Consider the following 25857-nt stretch of genomic DNA (forward strand, 5'->3'; position numbering starts at 1 on the left):
CCAGAAGCGTTGCGCGGCAATCGTCATGTCAACCGACGCCGCCGCAGTACCGAATCTCCACCCGATGGATGCCGGATCGCGCTAGCTTGGATATGTAGACACACGCCGGTGCCGCCGTCGATTCGAGGGGTGGTCACATGGATCCGGAACCGACCCGAATGCAGCCGGGGCCGTCGGAGTCGTCGCCGGTGGGTGGCAGCACCCAGCGGGCGAAGGCGCCGGGGGAACCGGACGAGGCGGTGATCGCCGAGCTGGACGCCATGGGACTGACCGGGGCGGTGGAGATCGGGCGCGGCGGGTTCGGCGTGGTGTACCGGGCCAGGCAGCCCGCGCTGGACCGGGTGGTGGCGGTGAAGGTGCTGTCCACCGAGATCGATGTGGAGAGCCGGGAGCGGTTCCTGCGCGAGGAACAGGCCATGGGCAGGCTCTCTGGCCACCCGAACATCGTCGACATCCTGCAGGTCGACGCCACGCCGACCGGGCTGCCGCTGATCGTCATGCCGTATTTCGCGCGCGGCTCGCTGGAGCGGCTCATCCACGACACCGGCCCGCTGACCTGGTCGGACACCCTGCGCGCCGGGGTGAAACTGGCCGCGGCGATCGAGTCGGCGCATCGCGCGCACATCCTGCACCGCGATGTGAAACCGGCGAACGTGCTGATCAGCGACTACGGCGAACCGCAGCTCACCGATTTCGGTATCGCCCGCATCCCGGGCGGCTTCCAGACCTCGAGCAGCATGATCACCGGCTCACCCGCGTTCACCGCGCCCGAGGTGCTCAAGGGCAATGAACCGACCGTGCAGTCTGATATCTACGGCCTCGGCGCCACCCTGTTCGCCCTGCTCACCGGCCACGCCGCCTTCGAACGGCAGGCGGGGGAGAAGGTGGTCGCCCAGTTCCTGCGGATCACCACCCAGAACGTCCCCGACCTGCGCGCCCAGGACATCCCCGACGACGTGGCCGCCGTCATCGAACGCGCCATGTCACCCGACCCGGCCGACCGCCCCGCCTCCGCCGCGGAATTCGGCGAACTCCTGCGCGAGGTGCAGCGCGCCCACGACCAGCTGCCCGACGAGATGGCCCTGCTCGGCACCGAGGAACCGGCCGAGCACACCCCGGAAACGCTGCGGGCCGTCACCGCGCGCCGCAGTTGGCCGCTGACCTTGCGACCGGCGGTGGGCTCCTCGGTCCCGATGCGTACCAGCACCACCCTGCCGCCGACCGCCGCCACCAAGTTCCGCCCGCCCACCCCGGCCCGCGAGCCCTTCCCCCGCCAGCGGCTGCTCGACGTGCTGCGCGCGGGCGGCAACCGCATCCTCGCCCTGGTGCACGCCCCGGCGGGCTTCGGCAAGAGCACCGTGGCCGCGCAGTGGCGCGCCGACCTCGTCGCCCGCGACATCCCGGTGGCCTGGCTCGGCATCGACCACGACGACGACAACGAGATCTGGTTCCTCGGCCATCTCATCCAGGCCATCCGCCGGGTCCGTCCCGATGTCGGCGCCGGACTCGAACAGGTGCTCGAGGAACGGCCCGCCGACGCCGTCGCCTTCGTGATCGCCACCCTGATCGACGAGATCCACGCCAGCGACCGCCCGGTGGTGGTCGTGGTGGACGACTGGCACCGGGTGCGCGACGCGGGCGTGCACCACGCCATGGCCGCGCTGCTCGACAAGGGCTGTCACCACGTGCGTTTCGTGGTGACCAGCCGCGATCAGTCCGGGCTGCCGATCAGCCGGATGCGGGTGCGCGACGAACTGGTCGAGCTCGGCGCCGCGCAACTGCGGCTCACCGAGGCCGAGACCCGCCAGATCCTGGTGGAGCGCAACGGTTTCGCGCTCACCGACGAGCAGATCGAGCAGATCCACGCGGCCACCGAGGGCTGGCCCGCCGCGATCCAGCTGGTGAGTCTGACCCTGCGCGGCAAGGGCGACCCGGCCCAGCTGCTCGGCTCGCTGGCCGAGGGCGGGCACGGCATGCGCGAGTACCTGGCCGAGAACGTGCTCGACAGCATGGACCCGGAGCTGCTGGAATTCCTGATGGCCATCTCGGTGGTCGAGCGGATCAACGGCCCGCTGGCCGCGGTCCTGGCCGACGTGCCCGACGGCGCCGCGCTGCTGGAACAGGCCGAGCAGCGCGAACTGTTCCTGCGCCGCATCGAGCACGACCCGGAGTGGTTCCGGATGCAGCCGCTGTTCGCCGAGCATCTGCGGGCCCGGCTCGACCGCGTGCACCCCGGCCGCTCGAAGGTGCTGCACCGCAAGGCGGCTCGCTGGTTCGCCGAGCATCAACTGCTGCGCAAGTCGGTCGATCACGCGCTGGCGGCCACCGATCTCAAGCTCGCCGCCGACCTGCTCGAAAGCGGCGGCATGGACCTGATCGACGGCTCCCGGCTGGCGACCCTGCTCGGCAGTGTCTCGAAACTGCCGGTGCAGCAGGTGACTTCGCGGTCCAAGCTGCTGATGGCCGTGGCCAGGGCGAACATGAACCTGCAGCAGACCGGGACGGCGCGTTCCGCGCTGGGCAGGCTGTCCAACCTGCTCGCCCGCGGTGCCTCGGAACCGGAACTGGCTCAGCAACGGTGCGCGGCAGCGGTTCTCGACGCCGCCGACCGGGTGGCCCACGACGACACCGCCGAGGTCGCCGACCGCCTCACCGCCTGCCTGGACAACCCCGCCGAGCTGCCCGCCTGGGTGGTCTCCACCGCCGCCAACCTGATCTCGTTCGTGCGGCTGTGCGAGTTCGACTTCGCGGGCGTGACCGAGATGCAGGACTGGGCCGAGGAATACCACGCCGTGTCCAAGGACCCGCTCGGTCCCGTCTTCGGCCTGTGTGCCCGCGGCGACGCGGCCTACGAACAGCTCGATATCGCCACCGCCACGGACTGTTTCGAACGGGCCTACGACACCGCGCGCGACCGCGCCGGTCCGCGTTCGGACGCGGCGCGGGTGGCGGCCGCGCTGCTGGGCGAACTGGCCTATCGGCGCGGTGACCTGGACCTGGCCGACCGGCTGCTCGACGAGAGCCACGAGCTGGTCACCCGGGTCGGTCCGGTGGATTTCCTGGTCGCGACCTTCGTCATCGGGGCCAGGGTGAAGGCCGCGCTCGGCGACCAGTACACCGCCGCGGCCCGGCTCGACGAGGGCGCCCGGCTGGCCGCGAGCAACGGCCTGGCCCGCCTCGACGCGCAGGTGCGCGCCGAACGGTCGCGTCTGGGTCTGCCGGTCGGCGAGGATGTCGACCGCTTCACCGCGCCCCCGTCCGGCAACGGCTCGCGCCGCAAGTCGGGCGCCGCGGTGCTCATCGCCGAAGCCGGGGAGATCGCCCAGATCCGCGAACTGCTGGCCCAGCAGCGCCTGCGCGCCGACGACCGCGCCGCCCGGCACGCCCGCGCCCTCTACTCCCGGATGCTCGACCAGGGCAGACCCCGCGCCGAACTCGACGCCACCCTGCTGCTGGCCGAGACGCTGGCCGCTGCGGGCTGGATCGGCGAGGCCACCGGCCTGGTGCTGCCGGTGCTCAACACCTGCGCCGAGCTGGGCTGGACCAGGCCCCTGCTCGATGCCGGACCGGGTGTGGTCGGCCTGCTGCACGTGCTGCGCACGCAATCGCACGACGGCAACCAGCACCCGATCCTCACCGAGCTACCGGGGCACTTCCTCGACGAACTGCTGTGACCGCTACGGGGTCCACCACGGACGCAGGGGCACGTCCCAGTGGCCCTCGGCGTCGAGTTTCACGCCGAGCACGTGGTGCAGCTGCACGACATTGCGCTGGAAGCCGAGCCGACAGCCCGCCATGTACAGTCCCCACACCTTCGCGGTGCCCTCGCCGACCTCGGCGACGCAGGCGTCCCAGTTCTCGACCAGGTTCTTGCACCACTCGTGCAGGGTGAGCGCGTAGTGCTCGCGCAGGTTCTCCTCGTGCAGCACCTCGAGCCCCACGTTCTGGGCCTCGGCGATGATGCGGCCCGAGCCGATGAGCTCGCCGTCGGGGAAGACGTAGCGGTCGATGAAATCGCCGGCCTTGGTGGTGCGGGTGTTGTCGGGCCGGGTGATGCAGTGGTTGAGGAACAGCCCGCCGGGGCGCAGCTTGTCCTTGATGAAGCCGAAGTAGAACGGGTAGTTGTGCACCCCGATGTGCTCGGTGAGCCCGATCGAGGAGACGGCGTCGAAATCGCCCTCGGGGATGTCGCGATAATCGCTGTAGCGGACTTCGGCGAGGTCGGACAGTCCTTCCTCGGCGATCTTGGCCTGCGCCCAGGCGGCCTGCTCGGCGGACAGCGTCGCCCCGATCACCTTCACCCCGCGCCGGGCGGCGTAGCGGACCATGCCGCCCCAGCCGCAGCCGATGTCGAGCAGCCGGTCGCCCTCCTTCAGGCGCAGCTTGTCGAAGATCAGCCGGTACTTGTTCTCCTGGGCCTGCTCGAGGGTCCAGTCGGGGTCGCCGTAGACCGCGCAGGTGTAGGTCATCGACGGGCCCAGGACGTACTCGTAGAAGGTGTTGGAGACGTCGTAGTGGTGGTGGATGGCCTCGGCGTCGCGGGTCTTGGAGTGGCGCAGGCCCTCCAGTGCGATCCGGCGCCAGCGCGGCAGCGTCTCCTGCGGCGGCGGGGCGATCGGCTTGAGCCGTTCCCAGCCGAGCGAACGCGCGATGGTGACCAGCGACAACGCCGACGGGCGATGGAACTTCATGCCCTGCATCGTCTTGAGGATCTCGTACGGGTCACCGGGATGCACACCCTCGGCGACCATGTCGCCGGAGATGTAGGCACGCGCCATACCCAGGTCGCCGGGGGCGGTGGCCAGGTAGTTGATGCCGCGCGGGGTCTTGATGTCGAGGGTGAACTCCGCGTCGGCGGGGCCGGTGGTACTGCCGTCGTAGGCGTTGAGCCGGATCGGGATGTCACCGTCGATGAGGGTCTCGAAGACCTCGGCGATGGTGAGCCGGGTTCCCAGCTCGGTGAGGCCGACGGCCCGATCGGTTCGGTCCTTGAATGTCGTCACTTGCGTTGCACCGCCTTCGAATACAGATTCAGCAGTCGTTGGTCCGGGTCGTAACGGTTCTTCAGTTGCGCGTAGGTGTCGCCACCGTAGAGCGCGGCGAACTCGGCTTCGTCGTAATAGGCGTCCGAGTACAGCGATTTGTGTCCGTCCAGGGCGGACACGGTCTTCTCGATGGCGCGGTTGGCCGTGCCTTCCGCCTGGCCGGGCACCGTCGGCACGGCCGACCAGAACCCGACGTTGACGTAGGTGCGGTCCGGCTCGAGCGGGTACAGCGGCCACGGACGATCGGATTCCGCGCCGGCGACCGCACTGTCACGCAACCGCAACGGGCACAACCAGATCGGCTCGATCGGTATTTCCCGCAGGAACCATTCGACGAACTCGGCGGTGCGCCCGACCGGCACCTCGATGTCCTGCACCACGCGTTCCTGGGGTGGGTTGCCCTTGCGGGCCTCGAGCCGGTCGCCGATGTGGTATTTGCGGTCCAGCGCGACCAGCTTCCAGTAGAAACTGCTGCGGCGGTACTTCTTGGGCCAGAAACGGCGGATCTTCGGGTTCTGGGTGCCGAAGGCGCGCGAGCACCAGAACCAGTCGGTGTCCCAGCGCCACAGGTAGTCGTGGATGGTGAGCCGGTCGCGTTTCACGCCGTCGGCGTGCTGGAGCGAGCGGTAGAAGATGTCCATGCCGGTGTAGTCGCTGACCGGGCCGGGCTCGTCGGTGCGCCTGCCCAGCGTCAGGTAGCTCTCCTCGGCGGTGAACACCACGCCGTCGAGGTAGTCGACCTGTTCGCCCTGGTAGCTGCGGTCCACCACGATGCGTTCCAGTTCGGCTTCCAGTTCCCGCAGGTCGTGGAAGCGCACGTGCCGCAGCGCGACGAACGGCTGCACCGGTTCGAGTTCGATCTTCAGCCGGACGGTGTAGCCGAGGGTGCCGTAGGAGTTCGGGAAGCCGTGGAACAGTTCGGCGTGCTCGTTGGTGGCGGTCGCGGTGACGATCTCGCCGGAACCGGTCAGCACGTCCATTTCCAGCACGGATTCGTGCGGGAGGCCGTTGCGGAATGAGGTCGACTCGATGCCGAGGCCGGTCACCGCGCCACCGAGGGTGATGGTCTTGAGCTGCGGCACCACCAGCGGTGCCAGGCCGTAGGGGAGGGTGGCGGCGACCAGGTCCTCGTAGGTGGTCATGCCCGCCACATCGGCCGTCCTGGCCTCCGGGTCGACGGCGATCACCCGGGTCAGCCCGGAGACGTCCAGGCCCGGCGCGCTGGTCGCCGCTCTGGCGCGGAACAGATTCGACGTCTTCTTCGCCAGGCGGACGACAGCACCGGGAGGGATGGCGCGATAGCTTGCCAGCAGTCGTGCCACGCCCTCTCGGTGCGCAGGGTATCCAGACTCGCGTGCGGCCGGTGCGTGGCCGGCTCTGCCCAACAGACTCACTGCCACCCCTCGACGCTAGTACTCCCACGCCCGCCCGGCCACCGGATAGTTGCGCGCCGTCACGAAAAGTCCCCTGGCCGGGGGTTCGGAACGGGCACAGGGCAGGATGTAACCCGGTCGAGATATCGCACCCGGCGACAAGGAGTCAACAGTGGGACAGGTCAGCGCCAGCAGTTCGATCGTGGTCGCGGCGGATCCGCAGCGCACCATCGAGGCGATCGGCGACTACGAAACGGTCCGCCCCCGCATCCTCTCCTCGCACTACCGCGACTACAAGGTGATCGAGGGCGGCAAGGGCGCGGGCACCGTGGTCGAGTGGACCCTGCAGGCCACCGAGAAGCGTTCGCGCAACGTGCGCGCGAATGTCACCGTGTCGGACTCGATCCTGACCGAGCGTGACGCCAATTCCACGATGGTCAACACCTGGACCGTCACCCCGGAGGGCACTGGATCGCGCGTCACCGTCCGCACCACCTGGCAGGGCGCGGGCGGCATCTCCGGCATCTTCGAGGGCATCTTCGCCCCGCTGGGCCTGAAGAAGATCCAGGCAGAAGTTCTCGGCAACCTCGCGCGCGAGCTGGCCTGAGACCTACTCCTTGCCGATGTCGAAGAGGTTTCCTTCGGGGTCGGCGAGGGTGGCCCACTGCTGGCCGTATTCGTCGAAGTCGCCGATGTGCTTGCCGCCCAGGCTGATCGCGCGCTCGATGTAGTCGCGCCATTCGGTGGCGTGGTAGTCCAGGTGGACGACGTTCTTGCCCGGATTCTTGTCGTCGACCTGGATGAACATCAGGATCGGCGACAGTTCCGCGGTCTTGCCGACGGTGGCGAAGAACTCCGAGGCTTCCGGGTCGACGGGCACGCCGAGCAGTTGGGCGTAGAAGTCGGCCAGGGCCGCGGCGTTGTGGCAGTCGAACGTGACATTGCCCAGGGCGAGGGTCATCGGTTTTCTCCTTCGGTGATCGGCCAGCACACCTCGGTGCGGTAGTCGGCCGGGTTTTCGGTGAGGTCGGGTCCGACGAGATAGCGCTCGCGGACCGGTTCGTCGGGTAGGGCGATGGCGTGCTCGGCGACGTGGCTGCCGAGTGCGCCGTAGGTGCGGTCGAAGTCCTCGAAGGCGCCGGTGTGCACGGTGATCGCGAAACGCACCGCCGGGAACCCGGTGACCTCCATGCCCGCGGGCACCACCAGTTCGGTGCCCGGCGGGATCGGAACGTAGGCGGTGACCGTGCCGAAGTCCTCGGTGAAGAACTCCGTCGAATAGGTCGCGCCCGCGACGCCGCCCGGGGTGACGCCGAGGGCGATCAGGCTGGTGTAGAGCTGCTCGAACGACTCGTCGCACCACGGCCCGATGGCCTGGTGCTCGACGAGTTCGGTGCGGGTGAGCGCGGTGAACGCCGGTTCCACCCGGTAGTCCACCCGCAGCGGGGGCGCGGGCTCGGTGAGTAGCGCGCGCAGCGAGGAGATCACGTCCTGCGTGCGCCGCAGCTCGGCTTCCATCCTGGTCAGGTGCGCGCGCAGTGTGACATCGCGTTCGGCCGGGTCGGTGGCTGCCAGCACCGCGCGGATCTCCGGTAACGGCATGTCCAGATCGCGCAGCCTGCGGATCAGATGCGCGCGCTCGACCTGCGCGGTGGAGTACCTGCGATAGCCGGTGCCCGCGTCCACCGCGACGGGTTCGAGCAGCTCGATCTCGTGGTAATAGCGCAGCGTCTTCACGCTGAGATGGGTGAGGCGGGCGAATTCGCCGATCGCCACGGTGGCTGTCATGGGAACCAGCCAACACCCTCCAGCGGGGGGAGGGTCAACAACGGCTCAGGCGGGGGCCAGCACGAAGGCGGCCAGCAGGGGCCACTCGCCCTCGCGCCACCACGAGTAGCCGAACCAGACGCCGGGGGCGATCTCGCGGATCTCGTCGTAGACCTGCGGGGTGGGCGAGGGGGCGTAGTTCAGTGCCCAGGTGGTCTTGCCGTCGAGGATCGAGGGCGCCCGGTAGACGTCGGCGGGGAAGGCCTCGATGCCCGCGCCGGTGACCCGGTTGGTCAGCGTGCCGCCGTCGGGCCCGGTGCGGAAGACCTTGCCGATCCACAGGGCGGGCGCGATGCCGGTGAACTGCTGCGGGCGGGTCACCCAGCCGTTGGTGACCCCGTTGGGGACGGCCCCCGCCTCCGCGTCGCGATAGATCTGGTCCTGCTGGGTGACGCTGCAGCGAAACCGCAGCGAATCCAGAGTCACCCCGGGGTTGCCGGTGTCGACGACGCAACCGCGTCCGTAGTCGGTGACCTCCGCCGACGCGGTGGGGGCGGCGAGAAAGAGCAGGCAGGCGGTCGACGCGCACAGGGCTGCCGCAGTGGACAGTCGAGCACGGGTGGCATTCATCTGTTCTCCCTGGGGTTGCTGGACCTGGCCCGACCTCGATCGATCGTAGGGCGCGCACCGCGATCCGGATCGAATGCGGAATGCCAGCAACGAATCTGTTATCTGAACAGGTGCCGGTTACGGTCCGGTCGGTATGCGCGCCCCTGGTCGCGCATGTGGGACCATCGCCGGCGAAGCCGCGCGTACTAGGCTTGGAGCCGACGACTTTCTAGAGAGGACTTCCTGTGCAACCCGGTGATGGTCAGTTCGATATGCAGGCATTGCTCGCCCAGGCCCAGCAGATGCAGCAGGCGGTGATGCAGGCCCAGGCCGAGCTGGCCGAGTCCGAGGTGCAGGGGCAGGCCGGTGGCGGGCTGGTGCAGGCCACCATCAAGGTCAGCGGTGAGGTCACCGCGCTGACCATCGACCCGAAGGTGGTCGACCCCAACGATGTCGACGGCCTGCAGGACCTGGTCATCGGCGCGATCAACGACGCCATGGCCAACGCGCAGAAGCTCGCGGCCGAGCGGCTCGGCCCGCTCTCGGCCGGTCTCGGCGGCGGCTCGCTGCCCGGTCTGCCCGACTTCTGATGTATGAGGGGCCGGTTCAGGATCTGATCGACGAGCTGGGCAAACTGCCCGGCGTCGGTCCCAAGAGCGCCCAGCGCATCGCGTTCCATCTGCTCGGCGTGGAGCCGCCGGAGATCGACCGGCTGCAGGCCGCGTTGCAGAAGGTGCGCGACGGTGTGCAGTTCTGTGTGTCGTGCGGCACCGTCGCCGACGGCGAACTGTGCCGGATCTGCGCCGACCCGCGCCGCGACCGCACCATGATCTGCGTGGTCGAGGAACCCAAGGACGTGCAGGCGATCGAGCGCACCCGCGAGTTCCGTGGGCGCTACCACGTGCTCGGCGGCGCGCTCGACCCGCTCAGCGGCGTCGGGCCCGACCAGCTGCGCATTCGCGAGCTGCTCACCCGGATCGGCAATCAGGACGACGGCGTCGACGTCAGCGAGGTGATCATCGCGACCGACCCGAACACCGAGGGCGAGGCGACGGCCACCTATCTGGTGCGCATGCTGCGCGATTTCCCCGGACTGTCGGTCACCCGGCTCGCCTCGGGCCTGCCGATGGGCGGCGACCTGGAATTCGCCGACGAGCTGACCCTCGGCCGCGCCCTGTCGGGCCGCCGCGCGCTCTGATCAGAACTCGACGCGGGTCCAGGAGACCTCCGCGCCCGCGTCGGGTTCGCCGTTGGCCCAGGCCCAGATGATGCGCGCGACCTGGGCGGGGTCCTCCAGGGTGGTGCCGAAGTGCTTGTCGGCCGAGCCGTCGCGGTATTCGAGGGTGTACGGGCCCGCCGGGTCGCGGTAGGTCTGGATGTAGCGCTGTTCGCCGCGCTCGACGATCAGATACGGATTCGGATCGGCCAGCCCCGCCACCCACCGGTGCGCCAATTCCTCGGTGAGATACGGGAATTCGCCCGCGCCGCCATGCGTCACCGCGATCGGGATGTGCCCCGCGGGATCGATCAGCCAGCTCAGCTGCGGATCGTAGACGGCGTAACCACGCGGCGTCGCGAGATCGAACAGCAGATTGCGCACGAACCCGATCGCGTCGTACGGCGACGGTACATACAGCGTGTCCCCACTGGGCCCACCCACCGTGTCCACACTCAGAAACACGTCATCGACCGGCAACTCACTGTTGCGCTCGTTCAACTCCGCCGCGATCTCCGCGATCGCCTCCGACTCCGGCTTCCCCTCCTGCTCCGCCAGATAGGCGTCCACCTCATCGATAGACCCGGCGACCCCGGACGGAAGAATGATGTGGTCGTAGCTCACCAGCCCAGCCTACGTGCAGCAAACCCGCCGTCCCGGTTCGGTGTCCCGGCGCCGCGCGCAGGGCGTTACCGTGGGGTTTCGGTGGGGTTCGGGTCGGGAAACGCCGGGGTTGTGCGGGGGCGGTGGGGTGGTTCGGTGTGGTCAACTGGGGTATGGGCATCAAGGTGTCGCTCGAGCACCGGACCGCGTACTCGTTCGATCGGCTCGTGGAGGTGCATCCGCACGAGGTGCGGTTGCGGCCCGCGCCGCATTCGCGGACGCCGATCGAGGCTTATTCGCTGGAGGTGTCCCCGGCGGGGCACTTCGTGAATTGGCAGCAGGACGCGTTCGGGAATTTTGTTGCGCGGCTGGTGTTTCCGGAGCCGACGCGGGAATTGTCGATCACCGTGGGGTTGATCGCGGATCTCGAGGTGGTCAATCCGTTCGATTTCTTCGTCGAGGATTACGCGGAGTATTTCCCGTTCGCCTATCCGGCGGCGCTGGCGGCGGATCTGGAGCCGTACCTGCGGCCGGTCGGGGATGCCGGGGAACTGGTGCGGGAGTGGGTGCGGGTGCATCGGCCGCAGGGGCGGATTCGGTCGATCGACGGGTTGGTGGAGCTGAACTACGCGCTGCGCAATGCCGTCGGCTACACCGTGCGGATGGAGCCGGGGGTGCAGACGCCCGAGCACACGCTGCGCAGCGGGCTCGGGTCGTGCCGGGACTCGGCGTGGCTGCTGGTGGCGATCCTGCGGGAGCTGGGGCTGGCGGCGCGGTTCGTGTCGGGGTATCTGGTGCAGCTCACCTCGGATACGCCCGCGCTGGACGGGCCGTCGGGGCCCGGCGCCGATTTCACCGATCTGCATGCCTGGACCGAGGTGTATCTGCCCGGCGCCGGGTGGGTCGGCATGGACCCCACCTCGGGATTGTTCGCCGGTGAAGGCCATATTCCGCTGGCCGCGACGCCGCATCCCGGTGCGGCGGCGCCCATCACCGGGGCGACCGGGATCACCGAGGCCACCCTGGAATTCAGCAATGTGGTGCGCCGGGTGCACGAGGACCCGCGAGTCACCCTGCCCTACACCGATTCCCAGTGGGCCCGCATCACCGCCTCCGGCGCCGCCGTCGACGCGCGCATGGCCGCCACCGACGTGGGCCTGACCATGGGCGGCGAACCCACCTTCGTCTCCATCGACGACCAGATGAGCCCCCAGTGGACCACCGACGCCGACGGCCCCCACAAACGCGAACGCGCCGTCGACCTGGCCGACCGCCTGCGCGGCATCTACGCCCCCACCGGCATCGTCCAATACCGCCAGGGCAAGTGGTACCCGGGAGAACCGCTGCCCCGCTGGGAGATCGCCATCGCCTGGCGCGCGGACGGTCAGCCGATCTGGACCAGACAGGATCTACTGGCCGACCCGTGGACGCCGCTCGGCCCGGCCCGAGTCGCTACCGGCGAAGCGGACAGCGCGGCCGGCGGCGAAGTGGGCGGCACCACCAGCCCGGACTCGACGACGGGCGACGCGGCCCCCGCTGCCCCGACCCGTCCGCCGTCGAGTAGCACCGACGTGATCAGCGGCGAAACGGGCGGTGAACTCGGCGAGCGAGTGGACGCGGCAACCGTGGCCGGGGCGGTGCAATTGGGGACCGTAGGGGACACCTCCGATCCGGACCTGGCGCGAAGAAGTGGCGAGGCCGCTCGCCGTCGCCCGCCGATGGCAGCAGAGCCGATCGCCACGCAACCGCTGATCGACCCGGCGACGCGGGCGGTCGAGCCACTGGACGACCCCTCGCCCCCGGTGACGACACAGCCTGCTTCCACGCAGCCCCAGAATGCTCCCGCGACACCGGTTGTCGAGAACTCGCTCGACACCGGACATCCTTCGCCGTGGACCACCGGCAACCGACAGAAACCGCCCGCGGACAACGATGCCGCGCGCTCGTTGATCGCCGGGGTCGCGAAGTCCCTCGGCCTGCCACCGACCCAGGTACGGCCCGCCTACGAAGACCCCCTGGCCCGGCTGGCCGCCAAGGTCAGCGCCCCCGAGGGGGAGCCGCCCGAGGACGACATCGCCCCGGAGACGGATGCCCCGCAGACCCGGCGCGACCTGCTCGCGAGGCTCGACGCGGCCGTCGACGAGCCGAGCGCGTTCGTCCTGCCACTGCACCGGCGCGAGGACGGCACCGGCTGGGCGAGCGCGGACTGGCAGTTGCGGCGGGGCCGCGAGGATGGTGGTCCGGGCCGGATCGTGCTGGCCGAGGGCGATTCGCCCGCGGGACTCAGGCTTCCGCTGAATTCGGTGTCGTGGCACGAACCGCCGGTGCCGCCCGAGGCCGACCCGCTGTTCCAGGGGCCGCTGCGGCCGTCGCGCACGGAACCGCCCGCCGAGGTCGAAGAGGCGGATTTCCGGCCGACCACCGCGCTGGTCGCGCAGGTGCGCGCGGGGCGGTTGCACGTGTTCCTGCCGCCGGTCGCCGAACTCGACGACTTCCTGGATCTGCTCGCGAAGATCGAACAGGTGGCGGTCGCGATCGAGCAGCCCGTGGTGCTGGAGGGGTATGCCCCGCCGGGTGACGCTCGCCTGCACACCTTTTCGATCACCCCCGATCCGGGTGTGATCGAGGTGAACATCATGGCGACGGCTTCCTTCGCCGAGCAGGCCGAGGTGCTGAGCACCCTCTACGAGCAGGCCAGGCTCGCACGGCTGAGCACCGAATCCTTCGAGGTCGACGGCACGCACGGCGGGACCGGCGGCGGCAACCACATCACGCTCGGCGGTGCCACTCCGGCGCGTTCGCCGCTGCTGCGCAGGCCGGATCTGCTGGTGTCGATGCTCACCTACTGGCAGCGTCATCCGGCGCTGTCGTACCTGTTCGCGGGGCGGTTCGTCGGTCCCACCTCGCAGGCGCCGCGCGCGGACGAGGGTCGTGAGGACGCGCTCTACGAACTCGAGATCGCCTTCGCCGAGATCGCCCGCCTCACCGCCGAGAAGGCCGCTCCGGGGGCCGAAATCCGGTCCGCCCCCTGGCATATCGACCGGGCGCTGCGGCACCTGCTGACCGATCTCACCGGCAACACCCACCGCGCCGAATTCTGCGTCGACAAGCTCTACAGCCCGGATTCCGCGCGCGGCAGGCTCGGTCTGCTGGAACTGCGCGGCTTCGAGATGCCGCCGCATTTCCAAATGGCGATGGTGCAGTCGCTGCTGGTGCGCGGGCTGGTGGCGATGTTCTGGGAGCGGCCCTACCGGGCGCCGCTGATCCGGCACGGCGCGAACCTGCACGGCCGCTACCTGCTGCCGCATTTCCTGACTGCCGATATCGCCGAGGTCGCCGCCGATCTGCGCGCGCACGGCATCGACTTCGACACCGGCTGGCTCGACCCGTTCACCGAGTTCCGTTTCCCCCGCATCGGCACCGCGATCGTCGACGGGGTGGAACTGGAATTGCGCGGCGCGATCGAACCCTGGCTGACCCTGGGCGAACAGGCCACCGAGCAGGGCACCGCCCGCTACGTCGACTCCTCGGTGGAGCGCTTGCAGGTGCGGGTGGTCGGGGCCGATCGCGGCCGGTATGTGCTCACCTGCAACGGGATGCCGGTGCCGCTGCTGGCCACCGACACGACCGATGTGCAGGTGGCGGGCGTGCGGTATCGCGCCTGGCAGCCGCCGAATTCGCTGCACCCCTCGATCACCGTCGACGCGCCGCTGGTCTTCGACCTGGTCGACCCGGCGACGGGCCTGTCGCGCGGCGGCTGCACCTATCACGTCGTGCATCCCGGCGGCCGCGCCTTCGACGACGCTCCCGTCAACGCCGTCGCCGCGCAGTCCCGGCGCAATCGCCGCTTCGAAGCCGCGGGACACACCGTGAATCCCCGGGATCCGGCCGAACTCCGTGCGAAGATCGCGGCGCAGTCGACCGATGTCGGCGCACCGGGCATCCTGGATCTACGTCGCGCGCGCACCGTGTGGGACTGGGCCGGCGACCGGTAGGGATCGGCGAGCGAAGGAGCAAGCCAGGGTGCCTGATCGACTGGACCGTCCCCCGAGCGTGCCGACCCTGCATCAACAGGTGGCCGAGCAATTCGCCCGGTACCGGGCGGTAGGCGACGCCGACGCGCGGTTCGACGGGTGCGGCAGGCCGACGGCCGGGTACTACGACGAACTGGTCGACAGTCACGGCCGGGTGCGGGCGATGTGGTCGGAGCTGTCGGCGGGGTTCGCCGATCAGGGTGTCGCCGGGATCGGGCGCATCGAGGACCGGGTGCGCAGGCAGATCGAGGACGACGGCGTCACCTACACCGAGGTCGGTCTCGGTGACGACGCCGCGACCGCCTCGCCCTGGCGGCTCGACCCGATCCCGCTGCTGGTCTCGGCCGACGACTGGACCCGGCTGGAGAGCGGGCTCGTGCAGCGCTCGCAGGTGCTCGACGAGGTGCTCACCGATGTGTACGGACCGCGCAGGCTGCTGAGCTCGGGACTGCTGCCGCCGGAGATCGTGTTCGGCAGCACCGGGTATGTGCGGGCCGCGCACGGCATCACCATTCCCGGCACCCACCAGCTGTTCCTGCACGCCTGCGACATCAGCCGCTGGAGCGACGGACAGTTCCGGGTGCTGGCCGACTGGGCGCAGGCGCCCTCGGGCGCGGGGTACGCGCTGGCCGACCGGCGGGTGGTGTCGGAGGCCATTCCCGAGGCGTTCGAGCACGCGATCCCGCGCCCGCTCACCCCGTTCGCGCGGGCCATGCGGCTGATGCTCGAGGAGGCCGCGCCCGAACTGGCCGACGGCGAGGAACCGGTGGTGGTGGTGCTCAGCCCCGGCTCGCACTCCGAAACCGCCTTCGACCAGGCCTATCTCGCGCAGACACTGGGGTTCCCGCTGGTCGAGAGCGCCGATCTGGTGGTGCGCGACGGCGCGCTGTGGATGCGCTCGCTGGGCAGCCTGGAACGCGTCGACGTGGTGTTGCGCCGGGTCGACGCCGAGTTCTCCGACCCGCTGGACCTGCGCGCGGATTCGCGGCTCGGCGTGGTGGGGCTGGTCGAGGTGCTGCGGCGCGGGGCCGTCACGGTGGTCAACACGCTGGGCAGCGGACTGCTGGAATCGCCCGCGCTGAGCGCGTTCCTGCCGCGGATCGCGCGCTCGGTGCTCGGCGAGGACCTGCTACTCGACGGTACGCCCGCCTACTGGGGCGGTGACGACACCGAACGCGCGCACCTGATCGGCCATCTCGACCAGCTGGTGGTGCGGTCGGCCGTCGACGGGACGACGATCGTCGGGCCCACCCTGTCCTCGGCCGAACGCGGCGAACTCGCGGCCCGGATCGAGACCGAGCGGTGGAAGTGGGTGGGCCAGGAGCCCGCCGAGTTCTCCGTCGCGCCCGCCGTGGAAGGGGCCACCGGGCTGGCGCCGGTGCCGGTCGGCATGCGGCTGTTCTCGCTGGCCAGGCGCGGTGGTTACACGGCGATGGCCGGTGGGCTCGGGCAGCAGTGGATGCGGCTGGAACCGAGCCGCACCGTGATCAAGGTGGCCGCCAAGGACGTGTGGGTGCGGGCGGCTCCGGCGGTGGCCGCCGCGGTCGGCGCGGAGGCGCCGCACGAGGAACGGCTGCGTCGCGCGGTGCCGGTGGTGGAGGCGGTGAGCTCGCCGCGTGTGCTCAACGACCTGTTCTGGATGGGCCGCTACAGCGAACGCGCCGAGGCGGTCGTCCGTCTGCTGGCCGCCACGCACGACATCTACCAGGACTATCGCTACCGTCCCTGGCACGACGGCGCCGAGGGTCTGCCGATTCTCATGCGCGCGCTGTCGCTCACCACCGGCACCACCGCGCCGGAGTCGGTGCTGCCGCACGAGACACCCGCCGGTCCGGCGCCGGTCGCGCAGATCCAGCTCGGCCGGGGCGAGGACCGGCCCGGCGAGCCGGACGCGGACACCGACGCGGCGGTGCCCGAGCCGGGTGACCTCACCGCGCAGGTCCGGCGCGCGGTCGCGGGCGCCTCGGCGGACGGATTCGACTACCTCGCATCGCTCACCGGCGACCGCAACCTGCCCGGGTCCCTGTCCTACGCGGTCGACCACTACGGTTCGGCCGCGCGCGCCGTGCGTGACCAGCTCTCGGCCGACACCTGGATGATCCTGGGCGCCGTCGACCGCGCGCTGGCCGAATTCCGCGGGGCCAGTGCCGAACAGGAGAACGCCCTGTCGGCGGTGCATTCGCTGACGCTGGCGGCACTGCTGTCGCTGTCGGGGATCGGCGCGGAATCGCTGGTGCGCGACACCGGCTGGTACGTCATGGATATCGGCAAGCGGATCGAACGCGGACTCGGGCTGGCCGCACTGCTGAAATCGACGCTGGCGCAGTCGAACCCGCCCGAGGTGGACGCCGTGGTCGCCGACGCCGTCCTGGTGGCGACCGAGTCGGCGGTGAGTTACCGGCGCCGCCATCGCGGTTCGGCGCACGTGGCCGCGCTCGCCGGGCTGCTGCTGTTCGACGCGGGCAATCCGCGCTCGCTGGTGTATCAGCTCGACCGGCTCGAAGCCGACTTCCAGGCACTGCCCGGCGGTTCGGGCGCCACGCGGTCGCAGCGGCTGCTGGCCGACGCCCAGCGCATGCTGCGCCGCGTCGACCCGGCCGAGCTGGAGAACACCGACCCGGCCGGGGTCCGCACCGAGCTGGTGGAACTGCTGGAGGGGGTGCACTTGCGGTTGCGCAAGCTGTCGGAGTCGTTCGAGGCGACCAAACTCGCGGTGCCCGTGGGCATCCAGCCGCTGTGGGGTAACACCAGGATGGTCGGATGAGCAGGCGCTACCGGGTGGTGCACCGCACCACCTACCGCTACTCCGACGAGGTCACCAGCTCCTACGGGCGTGCCTTCCTCACCCCGCGCGCATTCGCCGGGCAGCGGCTGCTCGAACACGACATCGTCATCGATCCGGTGCCGTCGGACCGGTCGGTGGGCAACGACGTCTACGGCAACGCGACCACCTTCTTCCACGTCACCGCCGAGCACCGGACGCTCGAGGTGACCGGGGAATCGCTGGTCGACGTCGACGGCGAGCACCCGTCCACGCTGGCCGGTGCCGATCTCCCGTGGGAGTCGGCGCGTCCGGACGCGACCACCGGCCCGCTGGCCGTCGAGTTCACCCTCGACCTGCTGCCCCCGGAGATCACCCCGGAGGTGTTCGACTACGCCGCCAAGAGTTTCGCGCCGGGGCGGCCGCTGCTGGAGGCGGTCACCGAGCTGAACACCCGGATCAATCGCGATTTCCGCTATGTCTCCGGTTCCACCACGGTCAGCACGAGCGTGGCCGATGTGTTCGCCGCGCGCGAGGGCGTCTGCCAGGATTTCGCCCGCATCGGCGCGGCCTGCCTGCGCTCGCACGGGCTGGCGGCGCGCTATGTGTCGGGCTATCTGGCCACCGATCCGCCGCCGGGCAAGGAGCGCATGGTCGGCGTGGACGCCACCCACGCCTGGGCGGCGGTCTGGCTGCCCGGCACCGATCCCACCGACCGCACCGGCCGCTGGATCGCCTTCGACCCCACCAACGACCAGTTCGCCGACGAGCGGTACGTGACCGTGGCGTGGGGCCGCGACTACCAGGATGTTCCCCCGCTGCGTGGCATCATCTACACCGACGCCAAACAGTCCACGATCACGGTCTCGGTCGATGTAGCCCCGGTGGAGGTGTAGGTCTTGCGTGATTTCGTGTGCCCGAACTGCGGGCAGCAGCTGGCTTTCGAGAATTCGGTGTGCCTGTCGTGTTCGAGCCCGCTCGGGTTCAGCCTGCGCGAGCGCGCCCTGGTGGTGATCGGTGATCCGCCGGGCGCGGCGGCGGTCGATCCGGTGGGCGGGGTGGTCGACGGCGACCGGTTCCGGCTCTGCGACAACCTGCATGTGGCGCAGTGCAATTGGCTGGTCTCCGACGAGTACGGCGCGCCGGGCCCGAAGCTGTGCGTCTCCTGCGCGCTCACCCGCACCCGCCCCAACGACGCCGACACCGCCGGGCTCGCCGCCTTCGCCGAGGCCGAGGCGGCCAAGCGGCGCCTGATCTTCGAGCTCGCCGAACTCGGGCTGCCGATCGTCGGCCGGGACGCCGACCCGCACGGCCTGGCCTTCGACCTGCTCTCCAGCCGCACCGCCGACGTGCTGACCGGCCATGTCGACGGCGTGGTCACCCTCGACCTCGCCGAGGCCAACGACCCGCACCGCGAGCAGCTGCGCATCGAGATGGCCGAGCCCTATCGCACGCTGCTGGGCCACTTCCGCCACGAGATCGGCCACTACTACTTCCCGGTCCTGGTCACCGGTGCCGACGCGCTCGCCCGCTTCCGCGAACTGTTCGGCGACCCCGACGCCGACTACCAGGCGGCCCTGGACCGCCACTACTCCCAGGGCGCGCCCGCGGGCTGGGACAACGACTACGTGTCCTCCTACGCCACCATGCACGCCGCCGAGGACTGGGCCGAGACCTTCGCCCACTACCTGCACATCCGCGACACCCTCGACACCGCCGCGGCCTTCGGCTTCGCCCCCGCGGGCGCCACGCTGGACCGTCCGCAGGTGGGCCGGGCGGGCTTCGACAAGATCATCGAGCTGTGGTTGCCGCTGGCCTGGGCGCTGAACATGGTCAACCGCTCGATGGGCCACGACGACCTGTATCCGTTCGTGCTGCCGGACCGGGTGCTGGAGAAGATGCGGTTCGTGCACGATCTGTGCACCGATGCCAGTACCTCGGCCGCGGCGGTGAAGGCCACCGCCTAGAGCGGACAAACCCGGCATTTCGGGTACGGCACCGGGTGTCTGCGGCTATCCTCCCGGTTTGAGACCAACGCGTCTCAGAACCCGCTGGATGAGGATGCTATGAACACACCCTTGGTCACCGTCGGACTCCCGCTGGCGCTGGCGGTGATCATGTTCGGCCTCGGGCTCTCACTCACCGTCGCCGACTTCACCCGCATCGCCAAGACCCCGCGCGTGGTCGCCATCGCGCTGATCTGCCAGGTGGTGGTGCTGCCGGTCATCGCGTTCGGGCTGGTGCTGGCCTTCGGGCTGCCGCCGATCCTGGCCGTCGGCATGATGCTGCTCGCGGCCTCGCCCGGCGGGACCACGGCCAATCTGTTCAGTCACCTGTTCCGCGGGGACGTGGCGCTCAACGTCTCGCTCACGGCGGTGAACTCGGTGCTGGCGGTGGTCACCGTGCCGCTGGTCACCAACTTCGCCATCGACTACTTCGAGCCGTCCGGCGGGGCCGACGCGATCGGCCTGCAGATCGGCAAGGTGGTGCAGGTGTTCGCCATCGTGCTGGTGCCCGTCGCGCTGGGCATGCTGGTGCGGCGCTGGTCGCAGGACTTCGCCACCCGGATGGAACGCCCGGTGCGCATCGGCTCGGCGGTGACGCTGGTGCTGGTGATCGTGGGCGCCATCCTCAGCGACAGCGGCGCCGACGACGCGCTGGCCGACGTCGGCGTGATCACGCTGGTGTTCTGCCTGATCAGCCTGAGCATCGGCTACCTGGTGCCGCGCCTGCTCGGCATCCGCACCCGGCAGGCCATCGCCTGCTCGATGGAGGTCGGCCTGCACAACAGCACCATCGCGATCACCATCGCGCTCAGCGTCATCGGCAGTACCGAGATGGCGATGCCCGCGGCCGTCTACGGCGTGGTGATGTTCCCGCTGGCGGCCGGTTTCGGCTGGCTCATCACCCGGCCGTGGCTGCGGCGGGTACCCGCGCCCGCCGAGTGATCAGGCGTGGGCGGCGTAGATGTGGCGGGCCAGTTCGTCGCGCAGGGCGCTGAAGCCGGGGTCCGCCCGGACGGTGTCGAAGTCGGCGCCGGGCTCGAAGCCGGGCGTCACATCGTGCACGATCCGGCCGGGCCGGGTGTCCATCACCAGGACGCGGGTGCCGAGCAGGATGGCCTCCTCGATGCCGTGGGTGACGAACAGGACCGTCTTGCGGCGCTCGCGCCACAGGCCGAGCAGTTCGCGCTGCAGGCGCTCCCTGGTGAGGGCGTCGAGTGCGCCGAAGGGTTCGTCCATCAAGACGATGCCCGGATCGTTGATCAGCACCCGGGCGATCTGCGCGCGCTGCTGCTGACCGCCGGAGAGCTCGTAGGGCCTGCGGTCGCCGAGCTCGTCGAGACCGACCAGCTCGAGCAGCCGCTGGGCCTCGGCGCGACGCGCGTCCTTGCGTACCCCACGCACTTTCGGGCCGAACTCGACATTGCCGCGCACCGTCAGCCACGGATACAGATTCGCCTGCTGGAACACCACTCCGCGATCGGGATCGGGTCCGGTGACCACCCGCTCGCCCACCCGGACCTCGCCCGAGGTCGGCGCGAGGAAACCGGCCAGGATATTGAGCAGCGTCGACTTGCCGCACCCGGACGGGCCGACGACACAGACGAATTCGCCGGGCTCGATGGTGAGATCGGTCGGCGCGAGCACCGCCACGTCACCGTCGGGACCGGGGTAGCTCTTGCGCACCCCGGTCAGCGTCACCCGCTCGGCGTCGCCGGTCGCAGGCCCGGTGCTCACGAGGCCGCGCCCGCCGCGGGGGCGACCGCGATGCCGTCGCGGTACTGCTGCTCGCTGCCGACCGCGGTGACGCCACCCTGGCTCAGCAGGAAGCGCGCGGTGCCGGTGAGGTCGGCGGCGAAACCGCCACCGAGATAGCGCGGTCCGGCCTGCTCGGCGGCGGGCAGGTACTGGTATCCGGCCAGCTGGGGGACGACCTGGTCGGGCGCGATACCGAGTTGCGCGCCGATCGAGACGGCCGCGTCGGCCTGCTGGGTGCGCAACTGCTCGACGGCGTAGTTCTGCACCTTCGCCCAGGCGGTGGCGAACGCGGCGTTGGCGGCGAGGAACTTCTTGTCGGCGATGGCCACGTCGTAGGTGGGCGCACCGGCGGCCGCGGTCTCGGCGCTGCTGGTGAGCACCGTGCCGCCCGCGGCGGTCAGCTTGGACAGGGTCGGGTCCCACACCCAGGCGGCATCGATCTGGTTGCCCTGCCACGCACCGGGAATCGCCTCGGGCTGCAGGTTGATCAGCTCCACCTGACCGGTCAGCCCGGCCTTGTCGATGGCGGCGAGCAGGCTGTAGTGCGCGGTGCTGCCGAACGGTGTGGCGACCTTCTTGCCGCGCAGCCCGGCCAGCGTGGTCACCGACTTGTCCTTGACCACCAGCGATTCCGAGGTGCCGATCACGTCGTGGATCCACACCACCTGCACCGGCAGGTTCAGCGGCGCGGACAACGCCTTGGTCGCCGGGCTGGAACCGAGGGTGCCGATATCGAGGCTGCCCGCGCCGAAGGCCTGCACCACATCCGCGCCGGAGGCGAACTGGCTCCAGGTGATCTTCGCGTTGGGCAGGCACACCTGCAGCAGGTCGCGGTCCTTCACCAGCAGGTCGCCGTTGGGAATCGCCTGGTATCCCAGCCGCACGGTGCTGGTGACGCTGGTGTCGGCGGCGAACGGGCAGCTCGCGGCCGCGGCGCCGGTGTCACCGCGCCCCGATTCCACGCACCCCGCGGTGACGGCGAGAACGGCGGCGAGCGCGGCCGAGGTCGCGACGACCTTGCGCACAGTGGTTGTCATGCTTTGCCTTTCCAGGGAACAGCTTTGGTGCCGAGAAACGCGATCGCCGCGTCCAGCAGCAGGGCCGCCACGCCGATCACGATGATGCAGGCGATGGTGAGCGGCGTATTCAGTTGTGTGCCGGCCACATAGGCGAGCCCGCCGATGCCGGGGATGCCATTGTTGAGTTCGGCCGCGACCACGGTGGTCCACGCGAACGCGGTGGCGATGCGGATGCCGCTGATGACATTGGGCAGGGTCGCGGGCAGCACGACCAGCGCGATCACCTGGGCGCGCCCGGCGCCGAGCGAGCGGGCGGCGTGGAGATAGTCCTGTTTGACGCCGAGTACGCCGTCGAGGGTGGCCACGGCGATCGGTGGGAAGGCGGCCAGGAACAGCAGCCAGATCTTGGAGGTGTCACCGATGCCGAACCACACGATCAGCAGGCCGATGTAGCCCAGCGGCGGCAGTGCCCGCAGGAAGTTCAGCACCGGCTCGGTGACCCACCGCACCGGCGCGACCATCCCCATCACGAACCCGACCAGCGGCCCGATCACGATCGCCGCCCCCACGCCCACGGCGATCCGCTGGATGCTGGCCAGCAGGTGCTCCCAGAGGTAGTAGTTCTGCTCGCCGACCACCCAGCGATCCACCCCGTCGGCGATCCGATGCGTGCTGTTGGCCCGTACGAACGCCTCCCACACGGCCTTCGGCGACGGCAGATACAGCGGATCAACCAGCCCCGCGCCGGTCACGACGCTCCACCCCACCAGCACGATCCCCACCGCCACGACCCCGGCCAGCACCGACCGCCCCCGCCGCACCCGAGCCCTGCTCGCCGTGCGCGCCTCCCGTTGCCCGGCGACCCCGGCCGTCACCACTCCGGTCACCCGACTCACCTCCACCTCCGGTGCCCCGGCGGTCGCGGCACATGCGAGGCCCGACGCTATCGGCGCACGCGGCGGCTCAGCGAGGGTAAAAGTCGCCCTGAGCCGAATGCCGATGCCGGGGGGTGGACGACGGCCCAGTAGCGGGCTAACCTCTTAGCTAAGGAGGCGTCATGGCAGGTCACGCGGCTGGGCAGTTCAATATCCACGACGCGAAGACGAATCTGTCGCGCATCATCGAGCGGGTGGAGCAGGGGGAGGAAATCGTGATCAGTCGTGCCGGTACTCCGGTCGCCAAGGTCGTGCCGCTGAGTCGCCGGGTCAACCGGACCGGTCGTGGCTCGCTGCGGGGGCGGCTGGTGTTGTCACCCGAATGGGATTCGCCGGAGACCAACGCGGCCATCGCGCGCGACTTCGGCGCATGAGCCTGCTGCTGGACACCCATGTGATCCTGTGGTGGCTCACCGACGACCCCACGCTGGACGCGGCCCTGCGCGAGCGCCTCGACCACGACCCGGATGTCTACGTCAGCGCCGCCTCGGTCTGGGAGATCGCGATGAAGCAGGCGGCGGGCAAGCTGGCCGGCCCGGCGGATCTACCGGAACGTATCGTCGGCAGCGGATTCCTCCCGCTGCCGATCGACGCGCGCCACACCATCGAGGCTGCCCGCCTTCCCCTGATCCATCGCGATCCCTTCGACCGCATCCTGGTGGCGCAGGCCCGTTGCGAAGACCTCACCCTGGTCACCCGCGACCCGTTGTCGCTGCGGTACGACGTGGCGTCGCTGGTCTGCTGATCAGGCGCGCAGGCGTTCTCGGCGGAGGCGGTCGACTTCGGGGAGGTCGAGGGGGGCCAGGTCGGTGGGGAGGATGTTCAGGGCCTGGGCGATGAGGAGATCGGCCAGTTCGGGGTTGCGGGCCAGGGCGGGGCCGTGCAGGTAGGTGCCGATGACCGAACCCTGGACCACACCTTCGGTGCCGTCGCCGACGCCGTTGCCGACACCGCGGGTGACGCGGGCCAGAGGCGCGGCGTCGGGGCCGAGTTTCGTGCCGCCGCGGTGGTTCTCGAAGCCGGTGAGCGGGGCGGACAGGCCGGGGATCAGGGGAGTGGTGGTCACCTCGCCGATCGCGCGGATGTCCTGCGGGGAGGTGGTGACGTCGAACAGGCTCACGCCGTCGACCTTCTCGCCCGCCGAGGTCTCGTACCAGTTGCCGAGCACCTGGATGGCCGCGCAGATGGCGAGCACCGGCGCGCCCTTGGCGGCGGCCTGCTGCAGGCCGGGGTACTTCTGCAGGTGGCGGGTGGCCAGGCGCTGGGCGGAGTCCTCGGCGCCACCGAGGGTGTAGATGTCGAAGGAATCGGGCACGGGGTCGGCCAGGGTGATGTCGATGATCTCGGCGTCGTAGCCGCGCATACGCAGCCGCTGACGCAGCACCAGGGCGTTGCCGCCGTCGCCGTAGGTGCCCATCACATCGGGCAGCACCAGGCCGATACGGATGGTCGACTCGCTCACTTGCGTGCCTCCAGGTCGCGGTTGAGATCGCGGAACGCGGTGTAGTTGGCCAGCACCTCGACGTGCCCGGCGGGGCAGGAGGCGATGGCGCGCAGCGGATCGGGGATGAGGGTGTGCTCGACGCCCGCGTAGGTCAGGCGCACGGCCAGGTCGGTGGCGCGTTCGCCCGCGGCGACCACCTGCACGCCCTCGAAGTGCTCGAAGCGCACGTCCCACAGCCAGGACAGGTCCTCGCCGTCGGGCACCTGACCGTTCACCGCGATCACCAGTCCGGCCGAGGTCGGCTCGATCATCGACAGCGCTTCCTGCCAGCCCGCCGGATTCTTGGCCAGCAGCAGCCGCGCGTCGTGCTCGCCGACGGTGACGGTGCGATAGCGGCCCGCGATCTCGCGCACGGTGCCGGTGGCGTCGGTCGCCTTGGCCGGCGAGGCGCCCAGCGCCACCGCCGCGGCGACGGCCTGCGCGGCATTACCGCGGTTGGCGCGCCCGGGCAGCGCCAGGTGCAGGGCCGCGCGGAAGCCGTCGGGCCCGCACAGGTCCTCGCCCTCGAGCCACCACTGCGGTTCCGGACGGTGGAAGTCGGCGCCGGTCGAGCGCCAGTTCTCGCCCTCCCAGACGATCGGCTCACCGCTGCGCGGGCAGCTGGTGGCGTCCACGGCCCAGCCGCTGCCCGCCGACACCCACACCACGTTCGGATGGTCGTAGGCGATCGAGGCGACCAGCACGTCGTCACAGTTGGCGATGACGACCGCGTCGGGATGACGCTCGAGCCCCGCGCGCAGCTTGCGTTCGATCATGTTGATCTCGCCGACCCGGTCGAGCTGGTCGCGGCTCAGGTTGAGCAGCACGATCGCGGCCGGGTCCAGCGCGTCGCTGACGTGCGGCAGATGCAGTTCGTCGACCTCGATGGCGGCCAGCGCCACCCCGGGATGCAGGCTCAGCGCGGCGACGATGCCCGCGTCCATATTGGCGCCGTCGGCCTGGGTGGCGACCGCGCCGAGGGTGCCCAGCGCCGCGGTGGTCATCCGGGTGGTGGTGGATTTGCCGTTGGTGCCGGTGATCAGCACCGTGCGCCTGCCCCGCCCGAGCTGCGTCATGATCGACGGATCGATCTTCAACGCGATCAGGCCGCCGATCATCGAACCCTTGCCGCGACCCGCCTTCTGCGAAGCCCACGACGCTGCCGCCGCCGCTCGCAAGGCCAGGCGCCCACGCACCGAGATGTCTGCCACGCCGCGAGTCTATGTGCGCGGTGTTACGGGCGGTGTAACC

General features: G+C 70.1%; 22 protein-coding genes. 11 read left to right on the forward strand and 11 right to left on the reverse strand.

Annotated features, from left to right (window positions below; translation table 11 throughout):
• Positions 1–137 precede the first annotated feature (137 nt).
• Positions 138–3674: a protein kinase gene (locus ACFC06_RS19215; protein ID WP_375932760.1), complete on the forward strand. Its 3537-nt coding sequence runs from the start codon at positions 138–140 to the stop codon at positions 3672–3674.
• 3 nt (positions 3675–3677) lie between these two features.
• On the opposite strand, the gene ACFC06_RS19220 is transcribed toward ACFC06_RS19215, so the two are convergent.
• Entirely contained in the window at positions 3678–5003 is a 1326-nt protein-coding gene (locus ACFC06_RS19220) for a class I SAM-dependent methyltransferase (RefSeq protein WP_375932763.1), read from the reverse strand.
• A complete protein-coding gene (locus tag ACFC06_RS19225) occupies positions 5000–6439 on the reverse strand; it encodes an FAD-binding oxidoreductase (protein ID WP_375935618.1) in 1440 nt (479 codons plus the stop codon). Before ACFC06_RS19225 ends, ACFC06_RS19220 begins: the two co-directional genes overlap by 4 nt.
• 151 nt (positions 6440–6590) lie before the next feature.
• Between ACFC06_RS19225 and ACFC06_RS19230 the strand changes: the two genes are divergently transcribed.
• Positions 6591–7025: an SRPBCC family protein gene (locus ACFC06_RS19230; protein ID WP_375932766.1), complete on the forward strand. Its 435-nt coding sequence runs from the start codon at positions 6591–6593 to the stop codon at positions 7023–7025.
• A 3-nt stretch (positions 7026–7028) separates the two neighbouring features.
• Here ACFC06_RS19230 and ACFC06_RS19235 read toward each other — a convergent pair whose 3' ends face one another.
• The 3 genes from ACFC06_RS19235 to ACFC06_RS19245 are packed head-to-tail and all read right to left on the reverse strand — an operon-like array spanning position 7029 to position 8815.
• Entirely contained in the window at positions 7029–7379 is a 351-nt protein-coding gene (locus tag ACFC06_RS19235; RefSeq protein ID WP_375932769.1) for a VOC family protein, read from the reverse strand.
• Entirely contained in the window at positions 7376–8206 is an 831-nt protein-coding gene (locus ACFC06_RS19240; RefSeq protein ID WP_375932772.1) for a MerR family transcriptional regulator, read from the reverse strand. The genes ACFC06_RS19235 and ACFC06_RS19240 overlap by 4 nt, the downstream gene beginning before the upstream one ends.
• 45 nt (positions 8207–8251) lie before the next feature.
• A complete protein-coding gene (locus ACFC06_RS19245) occupies positions 8252–8815 on the reverse strand; it encodes a hypothetical protein (RefSeq protein WP_375932775.1) in 564 nt (187 codons plus the stop codon).
• Between the two features lie 224 nt (positions 8816–9039).
• Between ACFC06_RS19245 and ACFC06_RS19250 the strand changes: the two genes are divergently transcribed.
• Both ACFC06_RS19250 and recR read left to right on the forward strand, forming a co-directional pair.
• Entirely contained in the window at positions 9040–9384 is a 345-nt protein-coding gene (locus tag ACFC06_RS19250; protein ID WP_375932778.1) for a YbaB/EbfC family nucleoid-associated protein, read from the forward strand.
• Positions 9384–9992: a recombination mediator RecR gene (gene recR / locus ACFC06_RS19255; RefSeq protein ID WP_071925851.1), complete on the forward strand. Its 609-nt coding sequence runs from the start codon at positions 9384–9386 to the stop codon at positions 9990–9992. The genes ACFC06_RS19250 and recR overlap by 1 nt, the downstream gene beginning before the upstream one ends.
• Here recR and ACFC06_RS19260 read toward each other — a convergent pair whose 3' ends face one another.
• Positions 9993–10634: a hypothetical protein gene (locus tag ACFC06_RS19260; protein ID WP_375932781.1), complete on the reverse strand. Its 642-nt coding sequence runs from the start codon at positions 10632–10634 to the stop codon at positions 9993–9995.
• 152 nt (positions 10635–10786) lie between these two features.
• Between ACFC06_RS19260 and ACFC06_RS19265 the strand changes: the two genes are divergently transcribed.
• The 5 genes from ACFC06_RS19265 (at position 10787) to ACFC06_RS19285 (ending at position 20356) form a co-directional block, all read left to right on the forward strand.
• Positions 10787–14608, forward strand: a complete 3822-nt coding sequence (locus ACFC06_RS19265; protein ID WP_375935621.1) for a transglutaminase family protein — start codon at positions 10787–10789, stop codon at positions 14606–14608.
• A gap of 28 nt (positions 14609–14636) precedes the next feature.
• Positions 14637–17411 carry a circularly permuted type 2 ATP-grasp protein gene (locus ACFC06_RS19270; protein WP_375932784.1) on the forward strand — a complete coding sequence of 925 codons (2775 nt, stop codon included), beginning with the start codon at positions 14637–14639 and terminating at the stop codon, positions 17409–17411.
• A complete protein-coding gene (locus ACFC06_RS19275; RefSeq protein WP_375932787.1) occupies positions 17408–18304 on the forward strand; it encodes a transglutaminase N-terminal domain-containing protein in 897 nt (298 codons plus the stop codon). Before ACFC06_RS19270 ends, ACFC06_RS19275 begins: the two co-directional genes overlap by 4 nt.
• 3 nt (positions 18305–18307) lie before the next feature.
• The gene (locus ACFC06_RS19280; RefSeq protein WP_375932789.1) at positions 18308–19375 is read left to right on the forward strand and encodes a putative zinc-binding metallopeptidase; all 1068 of its coding nucleotides are present in this window, start codon (positions 18308–18310) and stop codon (positions 19373–19375) included.
• 99 nt (positions 19376–19474) lie between these two features.
• Complete coding sequence (locus ACFC06_RS19285; RefSeq protein ID WP_375932792.1) at positions 19475–20356, forward strand: bile acid:sodium symporter family protein; 882 nt, start codon at positions 19475–19477, stop codon at positions 20354–20356.
• On the opposite strand, the gene ACFC06_RS19290 is transcribed toward ACFC06_RS19285, so the two are convergent.
• The 3 genes from ACFC06_RS19290 to ACFC06_RS19300 are packed head-to-tail and all read right to left on the reverse strand — an operon-like array spanning position 20357 to position 23009.
• On the reverse strand, positions 20357–21148 hold the full coding sequence (locus tag ACFC06_RS19290) for an ABC transporter ATP-binding protein (protein WP_375932795.1): 792 nt from the start codon (positions 21146–21148) through the stop codon (positions 20357–20359).
• On the reverse strand, positions 21145–22206 hold the full coding sequence (locus ACFC06_RS19295; RefSeq protein ID WP_375932798.1) for a glycine betaine ABC transporter substrate-binding protein: 1062 nt from the start codon (positions 22204–22206) through the stop codon (positions 21145–21147). Before ACFC06_RS19295 ends, ACFC06_RS19290 begins: the two co-directional genes overlap by 4 nt.
• Positions 22203–23009, reverse strand: coding sequence for an ABC transporter permease (locus tag ACFC06_RS19300; protein ID WP_375935624.1), 807 nt, complete (start codon positions 23007–23009; stop codon positions 22203–22205). The genes ACFC06_RS19295 and ACFC06_RS19300 overlap by 4 nt, the downstream gene beginning before the upstream one ends.
• 236 nt (positions 23010–23245) lie before the next feature.
• Between ACFC06_RS19300 and ACFC06_RS19305 the strand changes: the two genes are divergently transcribed.
• Positions 23246–23497, forward strand: coding sequence for a type II toxin-antitoxin system Phd/YefM family antitoxin (locus ACFC06_RS19305; RefSeq protein WP_375932801.1), 252 nt, complete (start codon positions 23246–23248; stop codon positions 23495–23497).
• The gene (locus ACFC06_RS19310) at positions 23494–23868 is read left to right on the forward strand and encodes a type II toxin-antitoxin system VapC family toxin (RefSeq protein WP_375932804.1); all 375 of its coding nucleotides are present in this window, start codon (positions 23494–23496) and stop codon (positions 23866–23868) included. Before ACFC06_RS19305 ends, ACFC06_RS19310 begins: the two co-directional genes overlap by 4 nt.
• Here ACFC06_RS19310 and ACFC06_RS19315 read toward each other — a convergent pair whose 3' ends face one another.
• Positions 23869–24585 (reverse strand): type 1 glutamine amidotransferase, encoded by a 717-nt coding sequence (locus tag ACFC06_RS19315; protein ID WP_375932807.1) that lies wholly within the window; start codon positions 24583–24585, stop codon positions 23869–23871.
• Positions 24582–25817 (reverse strand): MurT ligase domain-containing protein, encoded by a 1236-nt coding sequence (locus ACFC06_RS19320; RefSeq protein WP_375932810.1) that lies wholly within the window; start codon positions 25815–25817, stop codon positions 24582–24584. The genes ACFC06_RS19315 and ACFC06_RS19320 overlap by 4 nt, the downstream gene beginning before the upstream one ends.
• Between the last annotated feature and the right edge of the window lie 40 nt (positions 25818–25857).

It is taken from the genome of Nocardia sp. NPDC056064 (genome assembly GCF_042266925.1).
Taxonomy (GTDB): domain Bacteria; phylum Actinomycetota; class Actinomycetes; order Mycobacteriales; family Mycobacteriaceae; genus Nocardia.

Bases quoted from the DNA above. Each gene is read 5' to 3' on its own strand.
- ACFC06_RS19275 (WP_375932787.1), top strand. From the start codon at position 17,408: ATGAGCAGGCGCTACCGGGTGGTGCACCGCACCACCTACCGCTACTCC.
- ACFC06_RS19285 (WP_375932792.1), top strand. From the start codon at position 19,475: ATGAACACACCCTTGGTCACCGTCGGACTCCCGCTGGCGCTGGCGGTG.
- ACFC06_RS19235 (WP_375932769.1), bottom strand. From the start codon at position 7,379: ATGACCCTCGCCCTGGGCAATGTCACGTTCGACTGCCACAACGCCGCG.
- recR (WP_071925851.1), top strand. From the start codon at position 9,384: ATGTATGAGGGGCCGGTTCAGGATCTGATCGACGAGCTGGGCAAACTG.
- ACFC06_RS19265 (WP_375935621.1), top strand. From the start codon at position 10,787: ATGGGCATCAAGGTGTCGCTCGAGCACCGGACCGCGTACTCGTTCGAT.
- ACFC06_RS19240 (WP_375932772.1), bottom strand. From the start codon at position 8,206: ATGACAGCCACCGTGGCGATCGGCGAATTCGCCCGCCTCACCCATCTC.
- ACFC06_RS19245 (WP_375932775.1), bottom strand. From the start codon at position 8,815: ATGAATGCCACCCGTGCTCGACTGTCCACTGCGGCAGCCCTGTGCGCG.
- ACFC06_RS19215 (WP_375932760.1), top strand. From the start codon at position 138: ATGGATCCGGAACCGACCCGAATGCAGCCGGGGCCGTCGGAGTCGTCG.
- ACFC06_RS19305 (WP_375932801.1), top strand. From the start codon at position 23,246: ATGGCAGGTCACGCGGCTGGGCAGTTCAATATCCACGACGCGAAGACG.
- ACFC06_RS19310 (WP_375932804.1), top strand. From the start codon at position 23,494: ATGAGCCTGCTGCTGGACACCCATGTGATCCTGTGGTGGCTCACCGAC.
- ACFC06_RS19295 (WP_375932798.1), bottom strand. From the start codon at position 22,206: ATGACAACCACTGTGCGCAAGGTCGTCGCGACCTCGGCCGCGCTCGCC.